Raw genomic sequence first — 23087 nt, 5'->3', positions numbered from 1 at the left:
CTTTATCCATCACTGGGATCATCAAAACTGCCTGATGATTAAGGTATGGCGTAACGATGCCCGAAAAAGTGACGGTTGTCACACCGGTCCTGTCTGCGGTGCGTACGGGCATTGCAATTACTTGGTTTACAAGCATTTTGAGGAAGGTGGACGGGTAAGATTTTTTTAACCAACTGGCGATGTTGGTGGTCGGCAAGGATTGCTGTGGTTGGGGACTCGGCCGTTTTAACAGTCGTTAGGTCCAGGTCCAGGTCCCGTCCCTGATCCCTGACTCCAGCCCCGGCCCCGGCCCTGTATTGACCCTGCCTCTAAGTCCGGACGCGCTCTTTGGTTGTCGCGATCGCATCATGGACAGCTTTTTGAAGCTGTGCTGGCCTGAACGGCTTTTTGATAAAGACATGGTTGCCCAAAAGGTTTTCAAGTTCCTTGCGCGACCGTGCAGGATAGCCCGACATAAACACCACGCCATAGCGCGGGTTGTGGCGTAGCGCCTCGATAACCAGTTGCGGCCCGGTTCGGCCGGGCAGAACGACGTCAGTCAGAATAACGTCAAATGGATCACTGTCATTTGCCTGTTTGAGCATCGAAAGCGCTTCTTCGGTGCTTTTGGCGGTTTCGGTCTGATAACCGGCATCGCTCAGGATAATTTGCGCTGTTGTACGCAAGGACAGCTCGTCATCAACGACCAGAACGCGTTCGCCATTGCCCGGAAATTCGCCAGGGTCACTAACGGTATCCACCGGGTCGGTGCCCGGTTCAGAGCGCGGAAGATAGACCGAAAATGTCGTGCCTTCACCCTCGATGCTTTCGACATTGATAAAGCCTTTGGACTCTTCAACCCAACTATGGACGATCGATAGGCCAAGGCCCGTGCCCTTGCCCGGCTCCTTGGTCGAAAAGAAGGGTTCGTAAATATTGTTGATGATCTCATCAGGGATGCCGGTTCCGGTATCCTGAACCGTGATGACAACAAACTGTCCCTCGACCTCAAGAGGATAAAAGTCTTCGTCCTCGTCGTCATTGCGTCGGGCTGCGGGGGGGATATCAATGCTGCGACACGAAATTTGCAAAGTTCCGCCATCGGGCATGGCATCACGCGCATTGATGGCAAGGTTCAGGATGCAGGCTGAAAGCTGTGTCGGGTCAACACGGGTATAAAGATCGGGTGCATCTGACCAGATTTGCAGATCAATCCGGTGTTCCAGCAAGGTGACAAGCAACTGTTCCATTTCTGAAAAGATGCTTTCGACCCGCACATTCTTGGGTTGATCGATCCTGCGGCGCGAAAACATTAAAAGCTGGTCGGCAACGCTGGTGGCGCGTTCGCCCAGTGAAATGACGTGCTCAAGATATTCTCTGACCTTTTCAGGGTCATCGATTTTTGCCCGCGCGACTTCGGCGAAGCTCAGAATACCGGCAAGACAGTTATTGAATTCATGGGCAACGCCCCCGGCCATTTGACCAACAGCTTCAAGCTTTTGCGACGTCGCAAGCTGGCGTTGCAGGGCGTGCTGCTCTTCGGCGGCACGGCGTTGATCGGTAATGTTGCTGCCCGTGCCGCGGTAACCATTAAAGCTGCCATCAAGGGCAAAAACCGGTACGCCGTTGATGCGCCCGTAATGTTTTTCGCCGTCGCGGGAGGTCCAGGAAAACTCAATGTTATGGAAGGCCGTATGTTCATCCAGATGGTGTTTAAGGTCGCGCCAGCCATCAGGACTTTCCGGTTGCAGGCCAAGTTGATCAAATGACTGCCCCTGGGGGGAGCCGTTAATTTCTTCGATCAGCTGATAGAACTTGTAGGAGGCAAAGGCGATCTTGAGATCACTGCCCATCTCCCAATACCAGTCAGCAGACGACAGCGTAAAGTCGCGGAAGCGTTCTTCGCTGTCGCGCAATGCTTCTTGTGCGACCTGATGTTGCTTGGTGCGCCGTTCAAGGCTTTCGGCCATGGCGTTCAGGCCGCGCTCAAGTGTGCCGATTTCATCACGCCCCATTGGTGTCAGCCGTGAACTGAGCTTGCCGATCTGGATTTTGTTGACGAACTGGGCTGCGGTGATCAGGCGATTGAGGACGGTCTGCTGGGTAAACAGAAAGATCAGCGCCGAGGTCATGAAAATGCACATCGCTGACCCGACGACCAGCACCGTTTGCATCTGACGTTGGCTTTCCTCAAGCCCAAGCGTGGACACCTTGAGGAAGACATACATGAAGGGCTGGTTGGCATTCAGGTTGAAGATGGGGGTGATGCTGACCATGCTGTGTCCGCTTGCATCATCCACGGTCATCAGCACCTGTTCGGTCAGGTCAGGTCTAAGTTGGTCAGACGGGAAGTTTCGCAAATCATTGACCGACCGGCCGATCATCATCGGGTCCGTCGAATGATAGATCGTCCCGTCAAAACCAATCGCCAGCGCTTGCCTGAAATGCTTTCCGAGCAGCAGTTCCATCTGCTCGGGGTCACTCAAGATAGAGATTTTAAGTTGTTCTTGCTGGATGAGGCGGCCGGGGCTGCTGATTTGCTCGGCAATTCGGCGGTCGATTTCCGCACCGAAGTATTGAACATAATAGCCACCAAACAGGCTAAGAAGAATGGTTTCCACAATGATAATCGCAAGCGCGATTTTGAAAACCAAACTGCCGATCATCCTGTCAAACAGCTTCTTCAAGTGACCTCGTCCCCCCCGATTAACACCTTGTTTTACTGAGTATTGTTACTTTGGCTCAATAAAATACTGACTTGGGTTTGTTGGTGCAGGTGTCGCATAACTCCAGGCAGCAGGCATCACTTTCGGGACATTATGGAAGTTGCGCGCAACAACGCCTCTGCGGTTTGGCGGCAATGCAATGCCCATAACGTAAAACTGATTTGCACTGATGTCGAGGATATCACGCATCAGTTGATTTTGTTTTTCTGTGCTCGCCGTCGCCTTGAGTTCTTCATAAAGAGAGAACTGCTTTTGCACGATGTCGGGTGGTGTGACAGCATCGATGCTTTCGGAGTTAAGGTACCAGTGCGCCCAGCCGGTCGCATACCAGGATGATTCTGACGACATCGGCAGGTAATTGATCGGAATAACCATCGCATCAAGACCGCCATCACCGCCCCAGGCGCTGGCTTGGTGATCATTGGCTTCACGCAAGGCAACGAATTCATCCCGGGGAAGGTGGCGGGCTTTTGCATCGATTCCCAAGGCGCGCCAGTATTGGACGATGGCATCAACCATTGCAAATCGACCAGCCCCCTCGGTATCAATCGTAAACGACAGGGGCTTGCCATCCGGTCGCAAGATGATGCCATTTTCGTTTTTTCGGGTAAGCCCGATTTTGTTCAGCAGGTTCTCGGCCAATTCGACATCATGGTTAATGAACTGCCGGGCAAGAACCGTGTGATAAAGCGGACTTTCCGGACGCGGGGCCGCTTGATGGGGTCTGGCACCGGGCACAAAACGGTCAATGATGCGGTCCCGGTCTATCGCGTGGGATAATGCAACGCGGAAATCCTTTGTTTGGAAAATCTTACGCAGGACCGGGTCCTTGTCATTAAGGTTAAGCGACAGCGTCAGGATATTCATGTCGCTTTCGATCAGCGTAAATGGCTGCAGATCAGGATTCTGGGCAAGAATTTCTGGGGCATAATTGCTGACGTGGCGTTCTTGCATGTTGACCAAACCCGCGATTGCGGCATCCCCGGCTGCTTTTTTGGACGGGACAAGGGTCATCGAGACAGAATCGATATAGGGCAGTTGTCGCCCGGTCGGGTCAATTTTCCAGTAATAGGGATTGCGGGTGGCGATCAACGGATCGTCTTGGCCATAAACACCGGTAAGGATCCAGGCATTCAGTGTCGGGACATCCGGGTTGTTCCAGCGTGTCGGATCGTCAATGGTGCCAGGCTGGCCAAACACATGAATGAACCGTTCTTTCCAGCCATCAAAGCCCAGTTCGCGGGCCTCGGCATCAGCATTGGCATTATACTTGGGCAAAAGCGGTTTCAAAAAATGTGCCGGATAGCTTACCGGCTCGACACCTTCTGGCCGGGCCAGTGCGGTGGGGAAAAGACCGTATGGTTTATCAAACCGGAAGGCGACAGTGTATGTGTCAATCGCTTCAATCTGGACTGTTTCACCACCAGAGCTAAGCCATTCCGGAATGGCTTCGGCAAAGGCCGGATTGATCAGAATATCTTCGTACCAGAAAACAATGTCAGCGGCTGTAAAGGGCGCGCCATCAGACCAGCGCATGCCAGGGCGTAAGCGAAACAAGAATTCTGTCGCGTCACTGCTGGGTTGGAAGGACAGGGCGACATTGGGAATCGTTGATGACCATTGCGGCGTCCAGCGCAGAAGTGGTTCATAGCCGATGTTACGGATCAAAAGCGCATGGTCGCGCTTATTGCGCTGCGCCATTTTCCAGGTGCCACCATAGGTGCCGATCCGGTCGTTGGGGCTTACGATCATTGGCGTCGTCGGCAAACGGTCCTTGACCGGCGGCAATATGCCGTTCTTTACCTTCTGGCTAAGTACAGGGGCTTCACCGAATTCAACAGCACCTGCCGTGTCCGTCCTAACCAAAAGTATGGCCATTGCGACGGCTATGACAAAAGTAAAGTGCTTCAAAAAGAACCGCGTCCCCATGGTTTCCATGCCTATAGTCAAAGGTATCGAGAGTGCTACTCAAAAGTGGTAGCCCATTAAACCATCAACCTAAATACATATGCGTAGTTGTTAAAGTACAAAATGTGTAATTGACTGTATTTTTAAGCCATTAGCATGCGCCAAACGGTCAAATATCAGGTGTTTGGCGAGATTTTGAGGCATTGGTCGGAATATTTGCGCCGACAGTAACCTGAATTCTCACACCCATAATCTCATCCGACACGACCGCATATCAAAGTTTGAGTCTATATAATAGGCCATAACAATAGAAATATCCGATAGTGTTCTGTGACATGATGTTATTTTGTGTTTGAAGTTTGCTCATTCCGCCCGATGTATAAAACTGCCCCAAAAACACGACGAAGGTTCTGTGATGACGCGATCTGACGACCCGGACCAACCGAATGGTGCGCCGTCTTTCTTGCCCGGTCCCAAACCAATGGCACCGATACCGCGCTACGAGCCGGGGTCGGATACACGGTTGCGTGACCAATTACGCGGGTCAACGACAACTGGTTCAATGATCCCTGTCAATGACGATCCGGATAATTTCAGTGTTGCAGGCGTTGAAGGCATGATTGATCGCAAAAAGGCCAATATCGCCGCCAAACTGGTCGATACAGATCCTGATCAGGCATTGCGGGTAATCCGCAACTGGCTATTGGAGGACTAGAGTCAGGCGATAGGCCACACGCCATTTTCCCCGGATATTCGCATCGCGACATCCCTTGCCTGAATGAGGTAAGCGGATAATGCTTTGGCAATGCTGTGATTTTTGTCATTCTCGGATTGGTATGAGGTGGTCCGCATTCACGCGGTGATTGGGGCCGACTATATGTTGCGGGATAAACATGGGGTAGTCCGCCAAGGATTGGCGGCATCAAGGGGGCGTATTAATGACTGATTTCAGCACGCTGATCACCGAACAGTTCTGCGTATTTGATCCCGATTATGTTGCACAGAAAGCCAGTTTCACAGCCAAACTGGCCCCGTTGCAGGATCGACTGATTGCCGCCCAGAAAACAGGCAACAGCATGGCGGCATCTGATCAGAAGATGATCGAATGCAAGTGGTTGTTGCTTTACACCGCAGACTGGAAAGCGCTTGAGACAAAGCTGGATGCATTTGCCAGGTCATTGGACAATCCCGATCAGGCATGGGCCGAAAAGCAAGTGGCAAGCGACGGGTCGTGGGGGCCTTGTTATGATCAGTGGTTCCTGAAGGTCGACGCGATGATCGATGCGGTCAACACGCTGGCGGATGCCGGGCAGCCACCGGAATATCCGTTTGCGTTTCTGGCGCCGATTGCAACGCCGGAAAAAATGATTTCCTGGCTTGAAGGTCAGAAAACCTCAAGAATTTTTGACGATGGGATCGATCGCCGTGATGCGCTGGGTGCGGTGACGGCCAGCCTGTCCCAAATGTGCTTTAAAAGTGAGATCCGCGATTATTTCCGAAACAACGTAAAAGGCTTTGACCTGACCGATGCCTATATCAATGCCTACAAGTCCTGGCTTGATGAATGGCAGGATGGCGAAAGTGGATATTGGGGCGGCTGGTTTGATACGCGCGACCAGGGTGTGTTGAAAAGCAGTGATCTGAGCCTGACTTTCCACAATATTTCCTACCAGCATGGCAAGGTTGATTTATGGCCCGAGATTTTCCAGACCACCCTTGCCATACGTGACGGGGCATACCCGTTTGGCTGGAAGCACAACGGTGATTTCAACAATCACAACAATTACGATGTGACCAAGATTTTTGATCTTGGTTGGGATCAGGTCGATAGCGCCACCCAAAAAGCGGCTTCCAAAGATATCGCACTGGTGCTGCACTGGTGTTTGACCAAATCCATGACCCCGGATGGCGGCTTCATTGATGATCCGACATTCTATAACTCGGTCGGGGCCGCCTATTATTACGGGGTCTCTTTCCTTGATCAGGCGGGATATTTCGGCACCACTGCGCCGTTCTGGACGGATAAACCATTCCCGGATGGCCCGGCGCTTTGCTGTAAAATCCAAAAGAACATCAAATCCGAAGGCCTGGATGATGACGAGGCCAAGGCAGCGCTTGAGAAACTGGTAGATGCTTGCGGAAACTGCACCTGATTGTGGTGATTTCCGCATTGGGGTTGGCGAAACCGGTCGGGAAGTTCCCATATGTAAAAGGAACAAGAACAACAACCCACGAGGTTTCGCATGACGGACCGAACAGATATTGATCTCGCAAAGTTACGCGCACGTCTGCAAAAGCGGCGAGCTGACATTCTGGCGCATTCCAATCACTCAGAGGACTACCGCAAGCCGGTTGAGCTTGATCAACAGGCCGTCGGGCGTTTGTCACGAATGGATGCATTGCAAAATCAGGAAATGCATCTTGAACAGGAACGCCGCCGAACCGCTGAACTTGCCCGGATCGAGAAGACCCTGTCGCGGATGGATGATGACGCGTATGGGCATTGCCACAACTGCGGTGAGCCTATTCAGGCGAAACGTCTGGAATTTGATCCGACCACGCCCCTGTGTGTTGAATGTGCCGATCGGGTGCGCCATACCTGACACCGGGGCGTAAACAGGATGTCCATGAATACTGCGTTCGGCCAATCTGTTGCGCAGGATCTGCATGAAAACGGGAGAAGCTGTTTGCCAGTCTTGGGGCATCTCAACCATCTGAACGCGCAGCGTGCCATAAAGATGGTGTTCGCGGCTTTGGGGCTTCTTGTCGTGGCAGGCATGAGTAATCCCGCAAACGCCCAAGGAACCTGTGGGCCTGTTCGGTCACCGCAGGCTTTTCTTGAATTTAATCATATGGACCCGATGCTTGATCGCCATCGATCTGTCAGATGGCTTAACAGTCGTGCGGGCGGGAATGCCCGTTACCTTGTCACCGGCCTGACAGAATATGAGGTCCAGGCGAGTTTCGACATGCGCTTTGAACCCCGCGACGTTGGTGGCAGGCGCTATTGTCTGGACCCTGTGCGGGTGACCCCGAAGGTCGATGTGGTCAAACATCTTGTCTATATCGCATCTGAACTTGACCGCGGCACATGCGAATATGATGTGGTCTATGCCCACGAAGGCGAACATGTGAAGATCAATCAGGGCATGGAAGCCGATATTCGGGCCGCCCTTGATGATCTGGTTGCCGACATTGTCGGCAAGGTCGGCGCGATGTATCCACTGTCAGCCGATAATGTGCCCGGTGCGATCCGGCGGCTGCTTTCCGAATATAGCCGTGATTTCAAACGCCGTCTTAATGATATCCGCCGACGCAGCCGGGAAAAACACCGGCAAATTGATACCCCGCGCGAATATGAAAAACTCTCGCTGGCATGCGGGCCAAAATCGGCGTTTCAGACCACGTTGCAGGATGCCGTCAGGTAATATGAGATCGGGACGATGATTTGAATGAGTTTTGATTCTGGACCGGATCGCGGACAGTCGCTTCGGGCAAAACCGAGGTCGCTTGATGATACAGCTGTATCTAGCCGTTCGCATCAAGGGTCACCAGACCCTTTTCAATCGCATAGCGCACAAGGCCCGCCGAACTATCAATATCAAGCTTGCGTTTGATGTTGCGGCGATGGGTTTCAACAGTTCGCACACTGATGTCCAGTTCGCGTGCGACATGTTTGTTGCTTGCCCCTTTGGCCAGCAATCGCAAGACGGTCCGCTCGCGCGATGTCAGTGGTACGCCATCTTCGCTGCTGTTATTGCGCTCGCTGATACGATCAAATGTCGAGCTATAAGCCTCGCCGCCATTGGCGATGGTCTCAATCGCGCGGACCATGTCATTGGATGACACGTCTTTTAGGATAAAGCCCTTTGCGCCCGCCTGTTGTGCCGTGCGCAGATATTCCGGGTTTTCATGCATCGACAGGATCACGACCTTGGTGTCGGGCAGGGTTTCGCGGAATTTTTCTGCTGCTTCAAGCCCGTTCATCACCGGCATGGAGATATCCATCAGGACGATGTCCGGATGCAATTCACCCGCAAGTACAAGCGCTTCGGCCCCATTTCCGGCTTCGCCAATGATGTTAATATGTTCAAAACATTCCAGTCGCGACCGGATGCCATCCATTACAAGGGCGTGGTCATCACAAAGCAAAATCCGCAAAGGCCGGTCGGTGGAATAGGCTTGATTGGCATTGGTCATGGATCGAACGCGTTCCTGTCACGTGGCTGTCGGGTTTTAGGAGCAGGACCAGATTACCCGCTGATAGGGCCTGCCGATAGGGCAATTTGGCCTGATGCGGGAATAAATGCAGTGATCTTTGTCCCGTCATCGGGTTCGGAGCGCACAGAAAGCCCGCCGCCATGGAATTCCATGCGTTCACGCATGTTGCGAAGCCCGATGCCTGCACGCGGATCACGGTTTCGGATATATCGATTGGTTTCAAAGCCAACCCCGTTATCGACGATCCGCATGACAATGCTTTTGCCTTCGTGCTTGATGGTGATCTTCACGACCGTTGCGTCGGCATGGCGTTCAATATTGGTCAGCGTTTCCTGCAGGACGCGATACAGCGTGGTCTTTTTGCTGATATCAAGCTGGGCGTCGATGTTGTCACATTTGACCTCAAACAGGATGCCCGATCGGTCCTGCAGTTCGGCGCACATGCTTTCAATCGCGGGTTTCAGGCCAAGATCATCAAGAACGGCCGGCCGCAGGTCGCGTGAAATTCGGCGCACTTCATGGATGGCATCCTGCAGGCGTTTGGCCGCCTTTTCCATGGGTTCCATCGCATTGTCGTGTTTTTGCGTGATACGCGCGATGGCCGTTTCAACGGAATATTTCACCGACACCAGTATCTGGCTGATCCCGTCATGCAATTCACGCGATACCCGAAGGCGTTCCTGTTCCTGAACATCGACAACGCGGTGGGTCAATTCCTTGAGCTTGGCATCGGCCAGTTTGCGTTCCGAAAGGGTCACAACCGTGCCCGATATGCCGACCAGAAGCACGGCAAGGATGGTCACTCCGATGATGGAAATCGTGGTTTCGCGAATGTGGGTTGAAACTTCGGCCTCGATTTCGGCAACCTGTTCTGAAATATCGTCGATGTATATTCCGGTGCCGATCATCCAGTCCCATTTTTCAAGCATCAGGGAATAGGTGATCTTTTCGGTGGGTTCCCCCGTCGATGGTCTTTCCCAGACATGTTGCAGGAAATCGCCGCCCTTTTCGGCATTAAAGATCAGGGCCTGAATAACGGTGTTGCCGTTAATATCGCGCAGGTTCCAATATGTGCGCCCCTGACGCCAGGGCTGCGGCGGATCAACCAGTGCCGTGCCATCGCGATCATAAATAAAGAAATAGCCATCTTCACCGTAAGACAAATCCTCGATGATCGCCTTGACCCGTTCCTTGGACACCGCATCAAGCGGGCTTGCCACCGAATAGATGTGGTCGATCGAGGCCATCGCCAGTTCGAGGTAGCTTTTGAGCTCTTCCTTGCGCGCTTGCAGGATGTTGCGTTCAAAGGTTCTGATCTCGGCTTCGGCCAATCTTTCTGCCTGGGCAAAGACCAGCCAGGAGATCGCAGAGGCCGCCAGAACCAGCGGCAGGATGGAAAGCAGCAAAAACTTTAGTCGAAGATTCAGCTTCGGCATGGGCGCAACCGTTTCGGGATTTCGGGTTTTCCTTTGGGCGGACAATAGCATATTCGCACCAAAAGTCGCCGAAAGATCGCGGCTTGGCAGACTGTCGGCCTCGTCTGTTAAGGCGATTTGTTCCGCATGGTGAAAAGAAACTGGTCGGGTTTTTCTGGAATTGGTATTACCAATTAACGAGATCATGCTTTGACAGGGAGAGGGCAATGCGCATATACCAGAATTGTCGCCTGCCCACCGGGCGCCAAAAGCTCTGGATGCATTGCACAAGAACTCAGCGTGCAGGCATCCCGTATCGCCACATTAGGTATGGCGTTGCAGGCATCCCGCACCGCAACGCATTCCGGGACCATATCGTGGCGTTTCACTTGGTTTTGGCAGGCGCGCACAGGCACGTTCCTGCCAGGAAAATGTGGTAGGAGCCCGGTGTCCATGACGCGTTCAGCACCAAAGCGTATCCGTAAACTTCTGGTCGCCAACCGTGGCGAGATTGCGATTCGTGTTTTGCGAGCCGCCAACGAACTTGGCATTCGCACTGTTGCGATCTTCTCTGACGAGGACCGTTTCGCCCTTCACCGTTTCAAGGCTGATGAAAGCTATACGGTGGGCAAGGGTAATAAACCCATTCGCGCCTATCTTGATATCGAAGACATCCTGCGTGTTGCACGCGATGCCGGTGTCGATGCAATTCATCCCGGCTATGGCTTTTTGTCAGAAAACCCGGAATTTGCCGATGCCTGTGCCGAGGCCGGCATTCAGTTCATCGGCCCGGATTCAGACGTCATGCGCACCCTTGGCAACAAGGTATCTGCGCGTAATCTGGCCGAAAGTGCCGGTGTTCCGGTCATGCCGGCATCCAGTGCATTGCCAGAAGACATGGCAGAAGTCACCCGCATTGCCGAGGAAATCGGCTATCCGCTGATGCTCAAAGCCAGCTGGGGGGGTGGTGGCCGCGGCATGCGCGTTATTGAGAATGGCAAGGATCTGGCAGGGCAGGTTTTGGCCGCACGCCGCGAAGCCGAAGCCGCCTTTGGCAATGGCGAGGTCTATTTTGAAAAGCTGATCCGCCGCGCCCGCCATGTCGAGGTGCAGCTTCTGGGCGACACCCATGGCACCCTTGTCCATCTTTATGAACGTGACTGTTCCGTTCAGCGCCGCAACCAGAAAGTGGTCGAGCGCGCACCAGCCCCCTATCTTGATGACGAACAGCGTGCTGAGATTTGTGACGCGGCCATTCGTCTGGGCAAGGCGGCTGATTATGTGAACGCCGGAACGGTCGAATTCCTGATGGATGTTGATACATCCAAATTCTATTTCATCGAGGTCAACCCGCGTATTCAGGTCGAACACACCGTGACCGAATGTGTCACCGGCTTTGATCTGGTCAAGGCGCAAATCCTGATCGCCCAGGGTGGACGCATCGGTTTCCCGTCCGAAACCGGCATCCCCTGGCAGGAAAAGATCAAGCTGCGCGATCACGCGCTTCAGTGCCGTATCACCACCGAAAACCCGGAAAATAACTTTGTCCCCGATTACGGGATCATCAAGGTCTATCGCGGGGCCAATGGTTTTGGCATTCGTCTTGATGGCGGCACGGCCTATTCCGGGGCGGTGATCACGCCGTTCTATGACAGTATGCTCGAAAAGGTCACCGCATGGGGCAGTAGCCCGCGCGAAGCGGTCGACCGGATGGACCGTGCGCTGCGCGAATTTCGTATTCGTGGTGTTGCCACCAACCTGGCCTTCCTTGAAAACCTGATCAACCACCCGAAATTCCGGGCCGGTGAATATACCACGCGCTTCATTGACGAAACGCCTGATCTGTTCAAGTTCGTCCGCCGCCGGGACCGTGCCACCCGTTTGCTGCGCTTCATCGGTGAAGTCGCGGTCAATGGCAACCCGGAAGTCGAAGGCCGCGTGGTGCCGACCAATCTGCATGATCCGGTGATGCCAAAGTCGATTGACCTTGGCGAAATCCGTCCGGGCACCAAGCAAAAGCTGGATCAGTTGGGACCAGAAGGTTTCTCGCGCTGGATGAAGGATCAGGAACGCGTCCTGATGACCGACACCACCATGCGTGACGCCCACCAGTCACTTTTGGCAACGCGCATGCGCACCTATGACATGCTCGAAATTGCGCCTTATTACGCGCACGGTCTGCCGGAACTGTTTTCAATCGAATGCTGGGGCGGGGCGACCTTTGATGTTGCCATGCGCTTCCTGAAAGAAGATCCGTGGGATCGTCTGGTCAAGCTGCGCGAACGGGTGCCCAATATCCTGACACAGATGTTGCTGCGCGCCTCGAACGCGGTGGGCTATACCAACTATCCCGATAATGCGGTGGATTACTTCGTCAAGCAGGCGGCCGAACACGGCATGGATGTGTTCCGCGTGTTCGATAGCCTCAACTGGGTTGAAAACATGAAGGTCGCGATGGAATCGGTTTTGAAAACCGACAAACTCTGCGAAGCGACCATCTGTTATACCGGCGATATCTATGACAAGGACCGTCCGAAATATAACCTTGATTACTATGTGAATATGGCCCGCGAACTTGAAGCATCCGGTGCGCATATTCTTGGGCTCAAGGATATGGCGGGTGTCTTGCGTCCGGCGGCTGCGACCGAATTGGTCACAGCACTTAAGGACACGGTCAATATCCCGATCCACTTCCATACCCACGACACCAGCGGCATTTCGGCCGCCACCGTGATTGCCGCCATTGATGCCGGTGTGGATGCGGTCGATGCGGCGATGGATTCCATGTCGGGTCTGACATCCCAGCCTAATCTGGGATCAATCGCCAATAACTATATCGGTCAGCCGCGCGATCCGGGGCTTAAGACCGAGGCGCTCAAGGAAGTCTCGACCTATTGGGAACAAGTCCGGCGTTACTACGCCGGGTTCGAAAGCGACATTCGCAGTGGCACGTCGGACGTTTATGTCCATGAAATGCCGGGCGGCCAATACACCAACCTGCGCCAACAGGCCCGTGCATTGGGGATCGAGGATCGCTGGCCCGAAGTGTCCAAGGCCTATGCTGCGGTCAACAAAATGTTTGGTGACGTTGTCAAGGTAACGCCAAGCTCCAAGGTTGTTGGCGACATGGCGCTTATGATGGTGACCTCTGGCTTGTCCGAGGAAGATGTTCTTGATCCGAAAAAGGATATCACCTTCCCCGATAGCGTCATTTCCTTCTTCCGGGGCGAAATCGGTCAGCCGGTTGGCGGCTTCCCGCCGGCCCTGCAGCGCAAGGTGCTCAAAGGTGCCGAGGCCCTGACAGACCGTCCGGGCAAATCCCTGCCGCCGATTGACTTTGAGGTGACCCGCAAGGAAATCGAGAAGAAAACCCATCGCAATATCAGCGATGCCGAGGTTGCATCCTATGTGATGTATCCCAAGGTGTTCCTTGATTACGCAGAACACCGCAGTCACAACGCCGATGTTTCGGTGCTGCCGACCCCGGTCTTCTTCTATGGGATGAACCAGAATCAGGAAATCTCGGTTGATCTTGAAAAGGGCAAAACCCTTGTCATTCGCTATCTGACAACATCAGAAGCCGGGGACGAAGAAGGCAACCGCACCGTGTTCTTTGAACTGAACGGTCAGCCCCGTACGGTCAAGGTCGCCGATAAAACACTGGCCGGTTCGGGCAAGGCAAAGCCAAAGGCCGAAGACGGTAATGCGCTGCATGTCGCAGCCCCGATGCCCGGTCTTGTGGTCGAGGTGCATGTCGCCGAAGGCCAGAAGATCAAGGCGGGTGACGTGATGTGTTCGCTTGAAGCCATGAAAATGGAAACCGCAGTTCACGCGGAAAAGGACGGCACCGTGGCCAAAATCCATGCCCCTGCCGGTACACAGGTCGACAGCAAGGATTTGCTGGTCGAATTGACGGAGTAAAAAACCGATGCTTAGGATGCCTGAGCCTGATCAAAACACGCTTGCACGTCGCAAGGATATCATCACGGCCATGCGGGACATTATCCCGTCACCGGGTGGGGTGATTGTCGATGATGATCAGCTCAGGCCCTATGAATGCGATGGGCTGATGGCCTATCGGCAACTGCCGATGATTGTTGTGCTGCCTGAAAACACACAACAGGTCGCAGACATCCTGAAATATTGTCATACGAATAAAATCCGTGTCGTTCCGCGCGGTGCAGGCACCGGCTTGTCCGGTGGTGCATTGCCAATGGCCGATGCGATCACGATTAGTATGATGAAATTCAATCGCGTGCTCGACATTGATTGGGACAACCGGGCAGCCGTCGTGCAGCCCGGTGTCACCAACCTTGGCATCACGCGCGCGGTCGAACACGAAGGTTTCTATTACGCACCTGACCCGTCCAGTCAGATCGCCTGTTCGATTGGCGGCAACATCGCCGAAAATTCCGGCGGGGTGCATTGCCTGAAATACGGGCTTACCACCAACAATGTGCTGGGCGTTGAAATGGTCACCATCGAAGGTGAAATCCTGCGCATCGGCGGCAAGGGGCTTGATCAGGCGGGCTATGACCTGCTTGGCATTATTACAGGCTCCGAAGGGCTGCTTGGCATTGTGACCGAGGTGACGGTACGCATTCTGCGCAAACCTGAAACCGCGCGCGCATTGTTGCTGGGCTTTAATTCATCCGAAGAAGGCGGCAATTGCGTTGCCGCCATCATTGCGGCCGGGATCATTCCGGGCGGTCTTGAAATGATGGATGCCCCGGCGATCAAGGCGACCGAAGAATTCGTTCAGGCAGGTTACCCGCTTGATGTCGAAGCATTGCTGCTTGTCGAACTTGATGGCCCGTTGGTCGAGGTCGACTACCTGATCGAACGGGTCGGCAAGATCGCCAAGGATTGTGGTGCGGTCTATTCGCGCATTTCCGAAAGCGAAGAAGAACGTTTGCTGTTCTGGTCGGGGCGGAAAAACGCCTTTCCCGCCATCGGCCGAATTTCACCCGACTATATGTGCATGGATGGCACCATCCCGCGTGGACGCCTGTCCGAAGTCCTGACCGGCATGCAGAACCTGTCAAAACAACACGGTCTTGGCGTTGCCAATGTCTTCCATGCTGGTGACGGCAATTTGCATCCGCTGATCATGTTTGATGCCAACAAACCCGGCGACCTTGAAAAGGCCGAGGCCTTTGGTGCCGATATCCTCAAGCTTTGTGTCGGGGTCGGCGGGGTTCTGTCGGGCGAACATGGCATCGGGGTCGAAAAGCGCGATCTGATGGGCGAAATGTTCACAACTGATGACATGAAACATCAGGAACGCATCAAGATGGCCTTTGACGAGGGCCAGTTGCTCAATCCCGGCAAGGTTTTCCCGACCTTGCACGGCTGTGGGGAGCTTAAAACCCTGCATGCCAAGGCCGTGGCCGACAAGTTTCCGGATATCCCGCGCTTTTAGATGCGCCAATAAACAAGACAAAAGTAACAAAAACAAAAGCCATCCGATCAGTTCCCGCAAATCTGATCAGACCGGCTCAGGAGAGGAAAAGAGAGACAATGGTGGATGTGCTTTCCCCCACCACGCCGGAACAACTGCGTGACGCGGTTGGTTGGGCGCTTGGATCAGAGACCCCGCTTGAAATCATCGGATCAGGCAGCAAACGCGCATTTGGCCATGCTGTTAAAACCAATGCCGTGCTTGATTGCTCCAAACTGTCCGGCATTCTGTTTTATGAACCGGAAGAATTGGTGATTTCCGCCCATGCGGGAACCCCGCTGGCGGATATAAAGACCACCTTGGCGGAAAAGAACCAGCAATTTCATTTTGAACCCGGAAACCTCCCGGCGTTGTTAAACGGCGCTACAGGGGCTGATTTGGGAACCATCGGTGGTCTTGTGGCCTGTAATGTTGCCGGGCCACGGCGGATCAAGGTCGGTTCGGCGCGCGATCATGTTTTGGGGTTTGAAGCCGTTTCCGGTCGCGGAGAGGATTTCAAATCCGGCGGCCGGGTGATGAAAAACGTCACCGGTTTTGATCTGTCCAAACTGATGTCCGGGTCGTTTGGGACGCTTGGGGTGATGCATACGGTCACACTTAAGGTCATGCCATGTGATGAAACCTCTGCGACCGTCATCGTAACCTGCAGTGATCCGCGCGCCGCCGGAAAGGCGATGACATTGGCAATGCGCAGCGAGAACGAAGTTTCCGCCGCCGCCTGGATTGCGCCCGAAGATGCCAGCCACCTTGATGTGCCACTGACCGGCGAATATGGCAGCGGGTTGGTTGTCCTGCGCCTGGAAGGGCCAAAGCCATCTGTTGCCTGGCGGGCAGAGGCCTTGTGCCGTGCGCTTGACGGTTTCGGGGAATGTCACGAAGTGCCCGAAGCCCACAGTCAGCGTATCTGGCATGTTGTTGCTGACGTTGCACCGTTCAAGGCATCCGCAAACAAGAACAGCCTGTTGTGGCGCGTGTCCGTCCCGCCCGCCAGCGGCGGCGAGGTCTGCGCGCGTCTGATGGCACAAACCGGGGGGCGTGCGATGATGGATTGGGCCGGTGGTCTGATCTGGTTGCAGGTATCCGCAACAGATGCACCCGATGCAATGGCCGGTTCCATCCGTGACATCGCGGCGGATGCAGGCGGGCAGGCCGATCTGGTGCGGGCCTCCGACGAAATCCGGGAAACGGTTCCGGTCTTCCATGCAGAGAACGCAGCACTGGCGCAGATCAATGCCCGGATCAAGGAGAACTTTGATCCAAAGGGTATTCTTAATCCCGGGCGGCTTATGCCCGGTCATCAAAGCGGGGAGGGCGCATAATGCAAACCAACTTCACCCCGGCCCAGCTTGAAAATCCGGTCATCGCCGAAAGCGAACAGATCCTGCGCAAATGCGTACATTGCGGTTTTTGTACTGCGACCTGCCCGACATTTGTGACACTGGGCGACGAACTTGATAGCCCGCGTGGGCGGATTTATCTGATCAAGGACATGCTGGAAAACGACAAACCGGCAACCGAAAAGGTGGTCAAACATCTTGATCGTTGCCTGTCCTGTTTGTCCTGTACCACCACCTGTCCATCTGGTGTGGATTATATGCACCTGATTGATAACGCGCGCGCCCACATCGAGGAAAACTATGAACGCCCCTTGGGGGACCGTTTGCTGCGTAAGTTGCTGTCGATTGTCGTGCCAAACCCGACCCTGTTCCGGTTGTCGCTGATCGGGGCCAGGTTTGCTGCCCCCTTTGCACGGCTGATGCCCGGTCGGCTTAAGGGCATGGTCAAGATGGGCGCACGTCCCATGCCGCCATCCAGTTGGGTCGATAAACCGCAGGTCATTCCGGCAGTCGGGGAACGCAAGGGCCGTGTCGCCATCCTAACCGGTTGTGCTCAGCAGGTGCTTGAAACCGAAATCAACGAATCGACGGTTCGTCTACTCACCCGCCTAGGCATCGAGGTGGTTGTTGCCAAGGGGGCAGGATGTTGTGGCTCGCTTGTCCATCATATGGGCAAGGAAGAACAATCCCATCATCAGGCCAAGGGCAATATCGACGCATGGTCGGCTGAACTTGCTGGCGAGGGCCTTGATGCCATCGTAATCACCGCATCGGGGTGTGGCACCACGGTCAAGGATTACGGGCATATGCTGCGTCATGATCCGGCCTATGCCGACAAGGCCGCCACCGTATCGAGTCTTGCCAAGGATATTACCGAATATCTGGCGGGGCTGGATATTGATGCCGCCGTCTTTGCCGGGGCCACCCATGGGAGCCCGCGTGTGGCCTATCATTCGGCGTGCTCGATGCAGCATGGTCAAAAGATCACCCGTCCGCCACGCGATCTGTTGAAAAAGGCCGGGTTCGATGTGGTGGAGATCGCCGAAGGGCATCTGTGCTGCGGGTCTGCCGGGGTTTACAACCTGCTGCAGCCCGAAATCGCGAGCCAGCTTCAGGAACGCAAGCGCGGCAATATCCGTGCAACCCAACCTGATCTGGTTGCGACCGGCAACATCGGCTGCATGGTGCAAATCGAAACGGATGACTTAAAGGTGCTGCATACCGTTCAGCTGCTTGACTGGGCCGCAGGTGGGCCGGTGCCCGAAAAGCTCAGCCCCCCGATGGATGCCAATTTCGCCGGGCAGGCAGGGTAAAGCAACAAGGTATCAAGCATGAAAAGGACGGCAGGAATGACCATCTGCCGTCCTTTTGTATTTTACAAGATGCGCGGTTGCCGCAGTCAGGCGGAGGCAGCGGTAGCGGTTATTGCCCTTCTTTGCCCAGCAGACTTTGGGCAATGCCCTCGGCAGCGGATCCTTCGCTGCTGTCTTCGGCATAGGCTGCCGTCTTGTCGCGGATCCATTTGATCGCGTCGGCTTCGTCGATATCGACCTTTTGTGCCACCAGCGACAGAACAGCTTCGATCGCCAGAACATGAGACGCGACATTATTCACGGCGATATGCAGGTCATCGATATGACGTGATGCCGCCTCGGACATTTCCCCAAGTTCGCCAGACAGCTTCTGGATCAGTTCCTGAATCTCGTCGATCGAGGCGTTGCTCATGTCTTTCTCCTGTTATGGCGGTGCGCAGACAGACGCACTGCATGTTTGACCCGTGCCTGAACAACAGTTGCGTGGAACGCGGGCCGTGTAAAGAGCTTGCTGGAATTAATCATCGGTCCCGGCGGTTGGCGCGGCGTTATCGCTTCTTGGCGGCAATTGTTACAGTGATTGTTACAATGATCGCGCAAGCCCATCGCACATCAACGCTTATGGGCCATGTTGATGTGAAAATATTCATTTTCAGGTGAACGCAAAACTAAACTAAGTATTTGTTTTTAAATGAAATACACGAGTGTTTTTACCGCTCTGATACGTTGTCACATAACGTTAACAAAAGCGACACAATACCGTAAGCACCCAGCGTTAGAGTCCGCCTCGCAGATCGTTGCACCGTTCCGAAGTGGAACTACCATTGGGGAATTTATGATGAAGAAGACTCTTGCTGTTGCGGCGCTTATGAGCGTTGCCTTTGCTGGCGCTGCCGAAGCACGCGACCAGATTCGTATCGTTGGTTCGTCCACCGTCTTCCCGTTTGCAACCGCAGTTGCAGAAGAATTCGGTAAAACCACCTCCTTCAAAACGCCGGTTATTGAATCGACCGGTTCTGGCGGTGGTCTGAAGCTGTTCTGCGCCGGTGTTGGCGAACAGCACCCGGACATCACCAATGCTTCGCGTCGCATCAAGAAGTCCGAAGTTGAGAAATGTGCTGAAAACGGCATTTCGGAAGTTACCGAAGTTAAAGTTGGTTACGACGGTATCGTCCTGTCGAACTCCAACGCTTCTGAGCAGATCGACCTGACCAAAGAACAGATTTTCCTCGCTCTTGCGAAAACTGTTCCGTCAAAAGACGGCCAGTCGCTGATCGACAACCCGTACACCACCTGGTCAGAAATTGATCCGAGCCTTCCGGACGCGAAAATCGAAGTTCTTGGCCCGCCGCCGACCTCGGGTACCCGTGATGCTTTCACCGAGCTGGTACTTGAAGAAGCTTGCGAAAGCTTCCCGGTTATTGCTGCTCTTGAAGAAACCAACGAAGACCAGTTCGAAGCAGTTTGCGCTGGCGTTCGTGAAGACGGCGGCTACGTTGAAGCTGGCGAGAACGACAACCTGATCGTTCAGAAACTTGAAGCCAACAAAGATGCATTTGGCATCTTCGGTTTCTCCTTCCTTGATCAGAACGGCGACAAACTTCAGGGTTCGATGATCTCTGGTGTTGCTCCGACCTTCGAAGCAATTTCTGACGGTTCTTACCCGGTTTCCCGCTCGCTGTTCTTCTACGTCAAGAACGCACACGTTGGTACCATTCCGGGTATCAAGGAATATCTTGCTGAGTTCACCGCAGACAAAGCTTGGGGTGACGAAGGCTATCTTGCTGACCGTGGCCTCATCCCGATGGATGCAGCTGAGCGTGAAGCAGTACGCAATGCAGCGATGAACCTTTCGCCGCTGAGCATGTAACGCGATCTTTCAACCGGTGGCAGCATTCGCTGCCATCGGTTTCTTTGTTTTCTGCCTTGATTTGTTTATTCTTTCTGTCCTATTGGCCTTTCGAACTGACTTCTGCAGGCTCACCTGGCGAACGGATTAAAAATAATGTCCCTGTCTTTCCTGTTGCTCGCGGTTGCCGCGCTTTGTGCTTTGTCCTTTTATTTTGGACGCCAGCGGGCTGTGGCTCTTTCGGGCGGCCGACATAGCAATCTTCACTCGTTGCCAGCTCATTACGGAGCTTACACAGCGGCATGGTGCGGTATCCCCGCACTGTTTTTGATTTTGATCTGGTACATGTTTCAGGGGACAGTGATCGAAACCCTGATCATTTCTGACCTGCCGGCTGAAATTGTCAACGACTCGGGTCAACTGTCACTTGCGCTCAACAGTATTTCGCTGATTGCTGCAGGTAACGGTGAACACCTGTCGGTTTCACCGGAAATTATTGATGCCGGCCGCAGACTTGGCAACTTGCAGACGGTCGCAAATGTCGCCCTGGTTGTCGTGATCCTGAGTGCAGCAGTTCTTGGCCTTGCCGTTTCCTATCGCAAAATCGAAGCCGAGATGCGCGCGCGCAATAATATCGAGCGCATTGCACGTTACGTGATGATTGGCTGTTCGGCGATTGCGATCCTTTCGACTGTCGGGATTGTTTTTTCGCTTTTGTTCGAAGCGATGCACTTCTTTACCAAGGTCAGCCCGCTTGAGTTCCTCTTTGGGCTGGAATGGAGCCCCCAGACGGCGATCCGTGACGATCAGGTGGCCTCCGAAGGCGCATTTGGCGCGATCCCGCTGTTTGCCGGTACGCTGCTGATCACCCTGATTGCCATGTGTGTTGCGGTTCCGATCGGTTTGTTCTCGGCCATTTACATGGGCGAATATGCCTCGCCGAAATTCCGCGCGGTTGCCAAACCGGCGCTTGAAATTCTCGCAGGCGTACCGACCGTTGTGTATGGCTTCTTTGCCGCACTCACCGTGGCGCCTTTCCTGCGTGACAATGGTGCCGTGCTTGGCCTTGACGTCAGTTCGGAAAGTGCCCTTGCAGCGGGTCTTGTGATGGGCGTGATGATTATCCCGTTCGTATCATCCCTGTCAGATGACGTGATGTCGCAGGTGCCCAAATCGTTGCGGGATGGCTCCTATGGTTTGGGGGCGACAAAATCCGAAACCATTCGCAACGTGATTTTCCCGGCGGCTTTGCCGGGGATCGTTGGTGCCGTTCTTTTGGCGGTGTCGCGTGCGATTGGTGAAACGATGATTGTTGTGATGGCAGCCGGTTTGGCTGCAAATATGACAGCCAACCCGCTTCAGGCTGTAACAACCGTAACCGTGCAGATTGTGACCCTTCTGGTCGGTGACCAGGAGTTTGACAGTGCCAAAACCCTCTCGGCCTTTGCGTTGGGGCTGGTTCTTTTCCTTGTCACCTTGGGTTTGAATGTATTTGCCCTTAAGGTTGTTCAGAAGTATCGCGAGAAATATGACTGATATGGCATCTCTTATGGAAGACAGAGCTGCGGCCAAGGTGATCTCTGACAATCTGCGCAAGCCGGTTGACTGGGATAGCCCCAAGATCGCCCGCAACATTAAAAAACGTTACGCTGCTGAGCGCCGGTTCAAAATTTATGGTCTTGCTGCGATTTTTCTCGCACTTACAGCCCTCTTTGTTCTGGCAGGTTCAATCGGTTCCAAAGGCTACAGTGCCTTTTACCAAACCTATGTTCAGCTTGAGGTGACCTTCGACAAATCGGTGATCGACCCCGATGGTACGGGCGATCCCGAAGTGATCGGACGTGCGAATTATGATGGTTTGATCAAGTCGGCCCTGCGGGAACGGTTCCCCGATGTTACGGCACGGCGCGACAAGCGAAACCTTTATGGCATTGTGTCTGGCGGCGCGTCCTATGACCTGCGCGAGCGGGTTCTTGAAAACCCGAGCTTGATTGGTCAGACACGGTCCGTCTGGCTTATTTCGGGCGATGACTTCGATATGCTCAACAAAGGCTATATCGATCCGGCAGTGCCCGAGGGCGACCGTCGCCTGAACGATCAGGAAGTGGGCTGGTATAACGAATTGGTCGCAGACGGTGCTGTTGACAAGCAGTTCCATGCGCGCTTCTTCACCAATGGTGACTCCCGCGAGCCGGAGCTTGCCGGTATTTGGGGGGCTGCTGTCGGGTCATTCTATACCCTGATTGTCACCTTGGCGCTTTCCTTCCCGATCGGGGTTCTGGCTGCGATCTATCTTGAGGAATTTGCCCCCAAGAACCGCTTCACCCAGATCGTTGAGGTCAATATCAACAACCTTGCTGCCGTGCCGTCGATTGTGTTCGGTCTGCTCGGTCTTGAAGTTTACCTCAATGTCATGCATTTGCCGCGCTCGGCCCCGGTTGTCGGTGGTTTGACGCTGGCGCTGATGACGCTGCCGACCATCATTATTGCATCGCGTGCCGCGATCAAGGCGGTGCCGCCGTCGATCCGTCAGGCCGCCCTTGGCCTTGGGGCATCCCCGGTTCAGACCGTGACCCATCACGTGTTGCCGCTGGCAATGCCGGGCATTCTGACGGGCACGATCATTGGCATGGCTCAGGCATTGGGGGAAACCGCCCCGCTTTTGATGATTGGCATGGTGGCCTTCATTGTTGATGTGCCAGGCAGTGCCTTGGACCCGGCAACGGTTCTGCCGGTGCAGATTTATCTTTGGGCGGATAGCCCGGAACGTGCCTTTGTCGAGAAAACCTCGGCAGCGATTATGGTGTTGCTGGCCTTCCTTGTCCTGATGAATGGACTGGCCGTGTATCTGCGCAAAAAATTTGAACGGAAGTGGTAA

The 23087-nt window shown here is 54.2% G+C and carries 16 protein-coding genes; 11 read left to right on the top strand and 5 right to left on the bottom strand.

The genetic code is table 11. The features are described from left to right. Positions 1–308 precede the first annotated feature (308 nt). Both JF44_RS0105260 and JF44_RS0105255 read right to left on the bottom strand, forming a co-directional pair. Positions 309–2666: an ATP-binding protein gene (locus tag JF44_RS0105260; RefSeq protein WP_033067891.1), complete on the bottom strand. Its 2358-nt coding sequence runs from the start codon at positions 2664–2666 to the stop codon at positions 309–311. A gap of 45 nt (positions 2667–2711) precedes the next feature. After that, positions 2712–4583: an ABC transporter substrate-binding protein gene (locus tag JF44_RS0105255; RefSeq protein ID WP_238318378.1), complete on the bottom strand. Its 1872-nt coding sequence runs from the start codon at positions 4581–4583 to the stop codon at positions 2712–2714. Positions 4584–5028: 445 nt separating this feature from the next. Between JF44_RS0105255 and JF44_RS0105250 the strand changes: the two genes are divergently transcribed. The 4 genes from JF44_RS0105250 (at position 5029) to JF44_RS0105235 (ending at position 8041) form a co-directional block, all read left to right on the top strand. Then, positions 5029–5328: a hypothetical protein gene (locus JF44_RS0105250; protein ID WP_052065452.1), complete on the top strand. Its 300-nt coding sequence runs from the start codon at positions 5029–5031 to the stop codon at positions 5326–5328. A 223-nt stretch (positions 5329–5551) separates the two neighbouring features. Continuing rightward, a complete protein-coding gene (locus tag JF44_RS0105245; RefSeq protein ID WP_033067890.1) occupies positions 5552–6766 on the top strand; it encodes a hypothetical protein in 1215 nt (404 codons plus the stop codon). Positions 6767–6856: 90 nt separating this feature from the next. After that, on the top strand, positions 6857–7216 hold the full coding sequence (locus JF44_RS0105240) for a TraR/DksA family transcriptional regulator (protein ID WP_033067889.1): 360 nt from the start codon (positions 6857–6859) through the stop codon (positions 7214–7216). A 24-nt stretch (positions 7217–7240) separates the two neighbouring features. Then, positions 7241–8041 carry a hypothetical protein gene (locus tag JF44_RS0105235; RefSeq protein WP_238318377.1) on the top strand — a complete coding sequence of 267 codons (801 nt, stop codon included), beginning with the start codon at positions 7241–7243 and terminating at the stop codon, positions 8039–8041. A gap of 100 nt (positions 8042–8141) precedes the next feature. On the opposite strand, the gene JF44_RS0105230 is transcribed toward JF44_RS0105235, so the two are convergent. Beyond that, positions 8142–8813, bottom strand: coding sequence for a response regulator transcription factor (locus JF44_RS0105230; protein WP_033067888.1), 672 nt, complete (start codon positions 8811–8813; stop codon positions 8142–8144). 53 nt (positions 8814–8866) lie between these two features. After that, positions 8867–10270, bottom strand: coding sequence for a cache domain-containing protein (locus JF44_RS0105225; RefSeq protein WP_052065470.1), 1404 nt, complete (start codon positions 10268–10270; stop codon positions 8867–8869). Between the two features lie 432 nt (positions 10271–10702). Here JF44_RS0105225 and JF44_RS0105220 point away from each other — a divergent pair, with 432 nt between their 5' ends. The 4 genes from JF44_RS0105220 to glcF all read left to right on the top strand — a co-directional run bounded on the left by JF44_RS0105220 (position 10703) and on the right by glcF (position 18360). Further along, on the top strand, positions 10703–14170 hold the full coding sequence (locus tag JF44_RS0105220; protein WP_033067887.1) for a pyruvate carboxylase: 3468 nt from the start codon (positions 10703–10705) through the stop codon (positions 14168–14170). Positions 14171–14186: 16 nt separating this feature from the next. Continuing rightward, positions 14187–15671 (top strand): FAD-linked oxidase C-terminal domain-containing protein, encoded by a 1485-nt coding sequence (locus tag JF44_RS0105215; protein ID WP_033067886.1) that lies wholly within the window; start codon positions 14187–14189, stop codon positions 15669–15671. A gap of 98 nt (positions 15672–15769) precedes the next feature. After that, positions 15770–17029 carry a glycolate oxidase subunit GlcE gene (gene glcE, locus JF44_RS0105210; RefSeq protein ID WP_033067885.1) on the top strand — a complete coding sequence of 420 codons (1260 nt, stop codon included), beginning with the start codon at positions 15770–15772 and terminating at the stop codon, positions 17027–17029. After that, positions 17029–18360: a glycolate oxidase subunit GlcF gene (gene glcF / locus JF44_RS0105205; RefSeq protein ID WP_033067884.1), complete on the top strand. Its 1332-nt coding sequence runs from the start codon at positions 17029–17031 to the stop codon at positions 18358–18360. The genes glcE and glcF overlap by 1 nt, the downstream gene beginning before the upstream one ends. Positions 18361–18469: 109 nt before the next feature. Here the strand turns inward: glcF and JF44_RS0105200 are convergent, their stop codons facing one another. Then, positions 18470–18772, bottom strand: coding sequence for a hypothetical protein (locus tag JF44_RS0105200; RefSeq protein ID WP_033067883.1), 303 nt, complete (start codon positions 18770–18772; stop codon positions 18470–18472). 423 nt (positions 18773–19195) lie between these two features. On the opposite strand from JF44_RS0105200, the gene JF44_RS0105195 reads away from it, so the two are divergent. From JF44_RS0105195 to pstA, 3 genes are all read left to right on the top strand, one after another. Then, positions 19196–20230, top strand: coding sequence for a PstS family phosphate ABC transporter substrate-binding protein (locus tag JF44_RS0105195; protein ID WP_033067882.1), 1035 nt, complete (start codon positions 19196–19198; stop codon positions 20228–20230). Positions 20231–20365: 135 nt separating this feature from the next. Then, positions 20366–21745, top strand: coding sequence for a phosphate ABC transporter permease subunit PstC (gene pstC / locus JF44_RS0105190; RefSeq protein ID WP_033067881.1), 1380 nt, complete (start codon positions 20366–20368; stop codon positions 21743–21745). After that, positions 21738–23087, top strand: a complete 1350-nt coding sequence (pstA, locus tag JF44_RS0105185) for a phosphate ABC transporter permease PstA (RefSeq protein ID WP_033067880.1) — start codon at positions 21738–21740, stop codon at positions 23085–23087. Before pstC ends, pstA begins: the two co-directional genes overlap by 8 nt.

Source organism: Thalassospira australica (genome assembly GCF_000763295.1).
GTDB lineage: Bacteria > Pseudomonadota > Alphaproteobacteria > Rhodospirillales > Thalassospiraceae > Thalassospira > Thalassospira australica.
The sequence above is the reverse complement of the archived record's forward strand: the minus strand, read 5'-3'. Positions and strand labels throughout refer to the sequence as shown.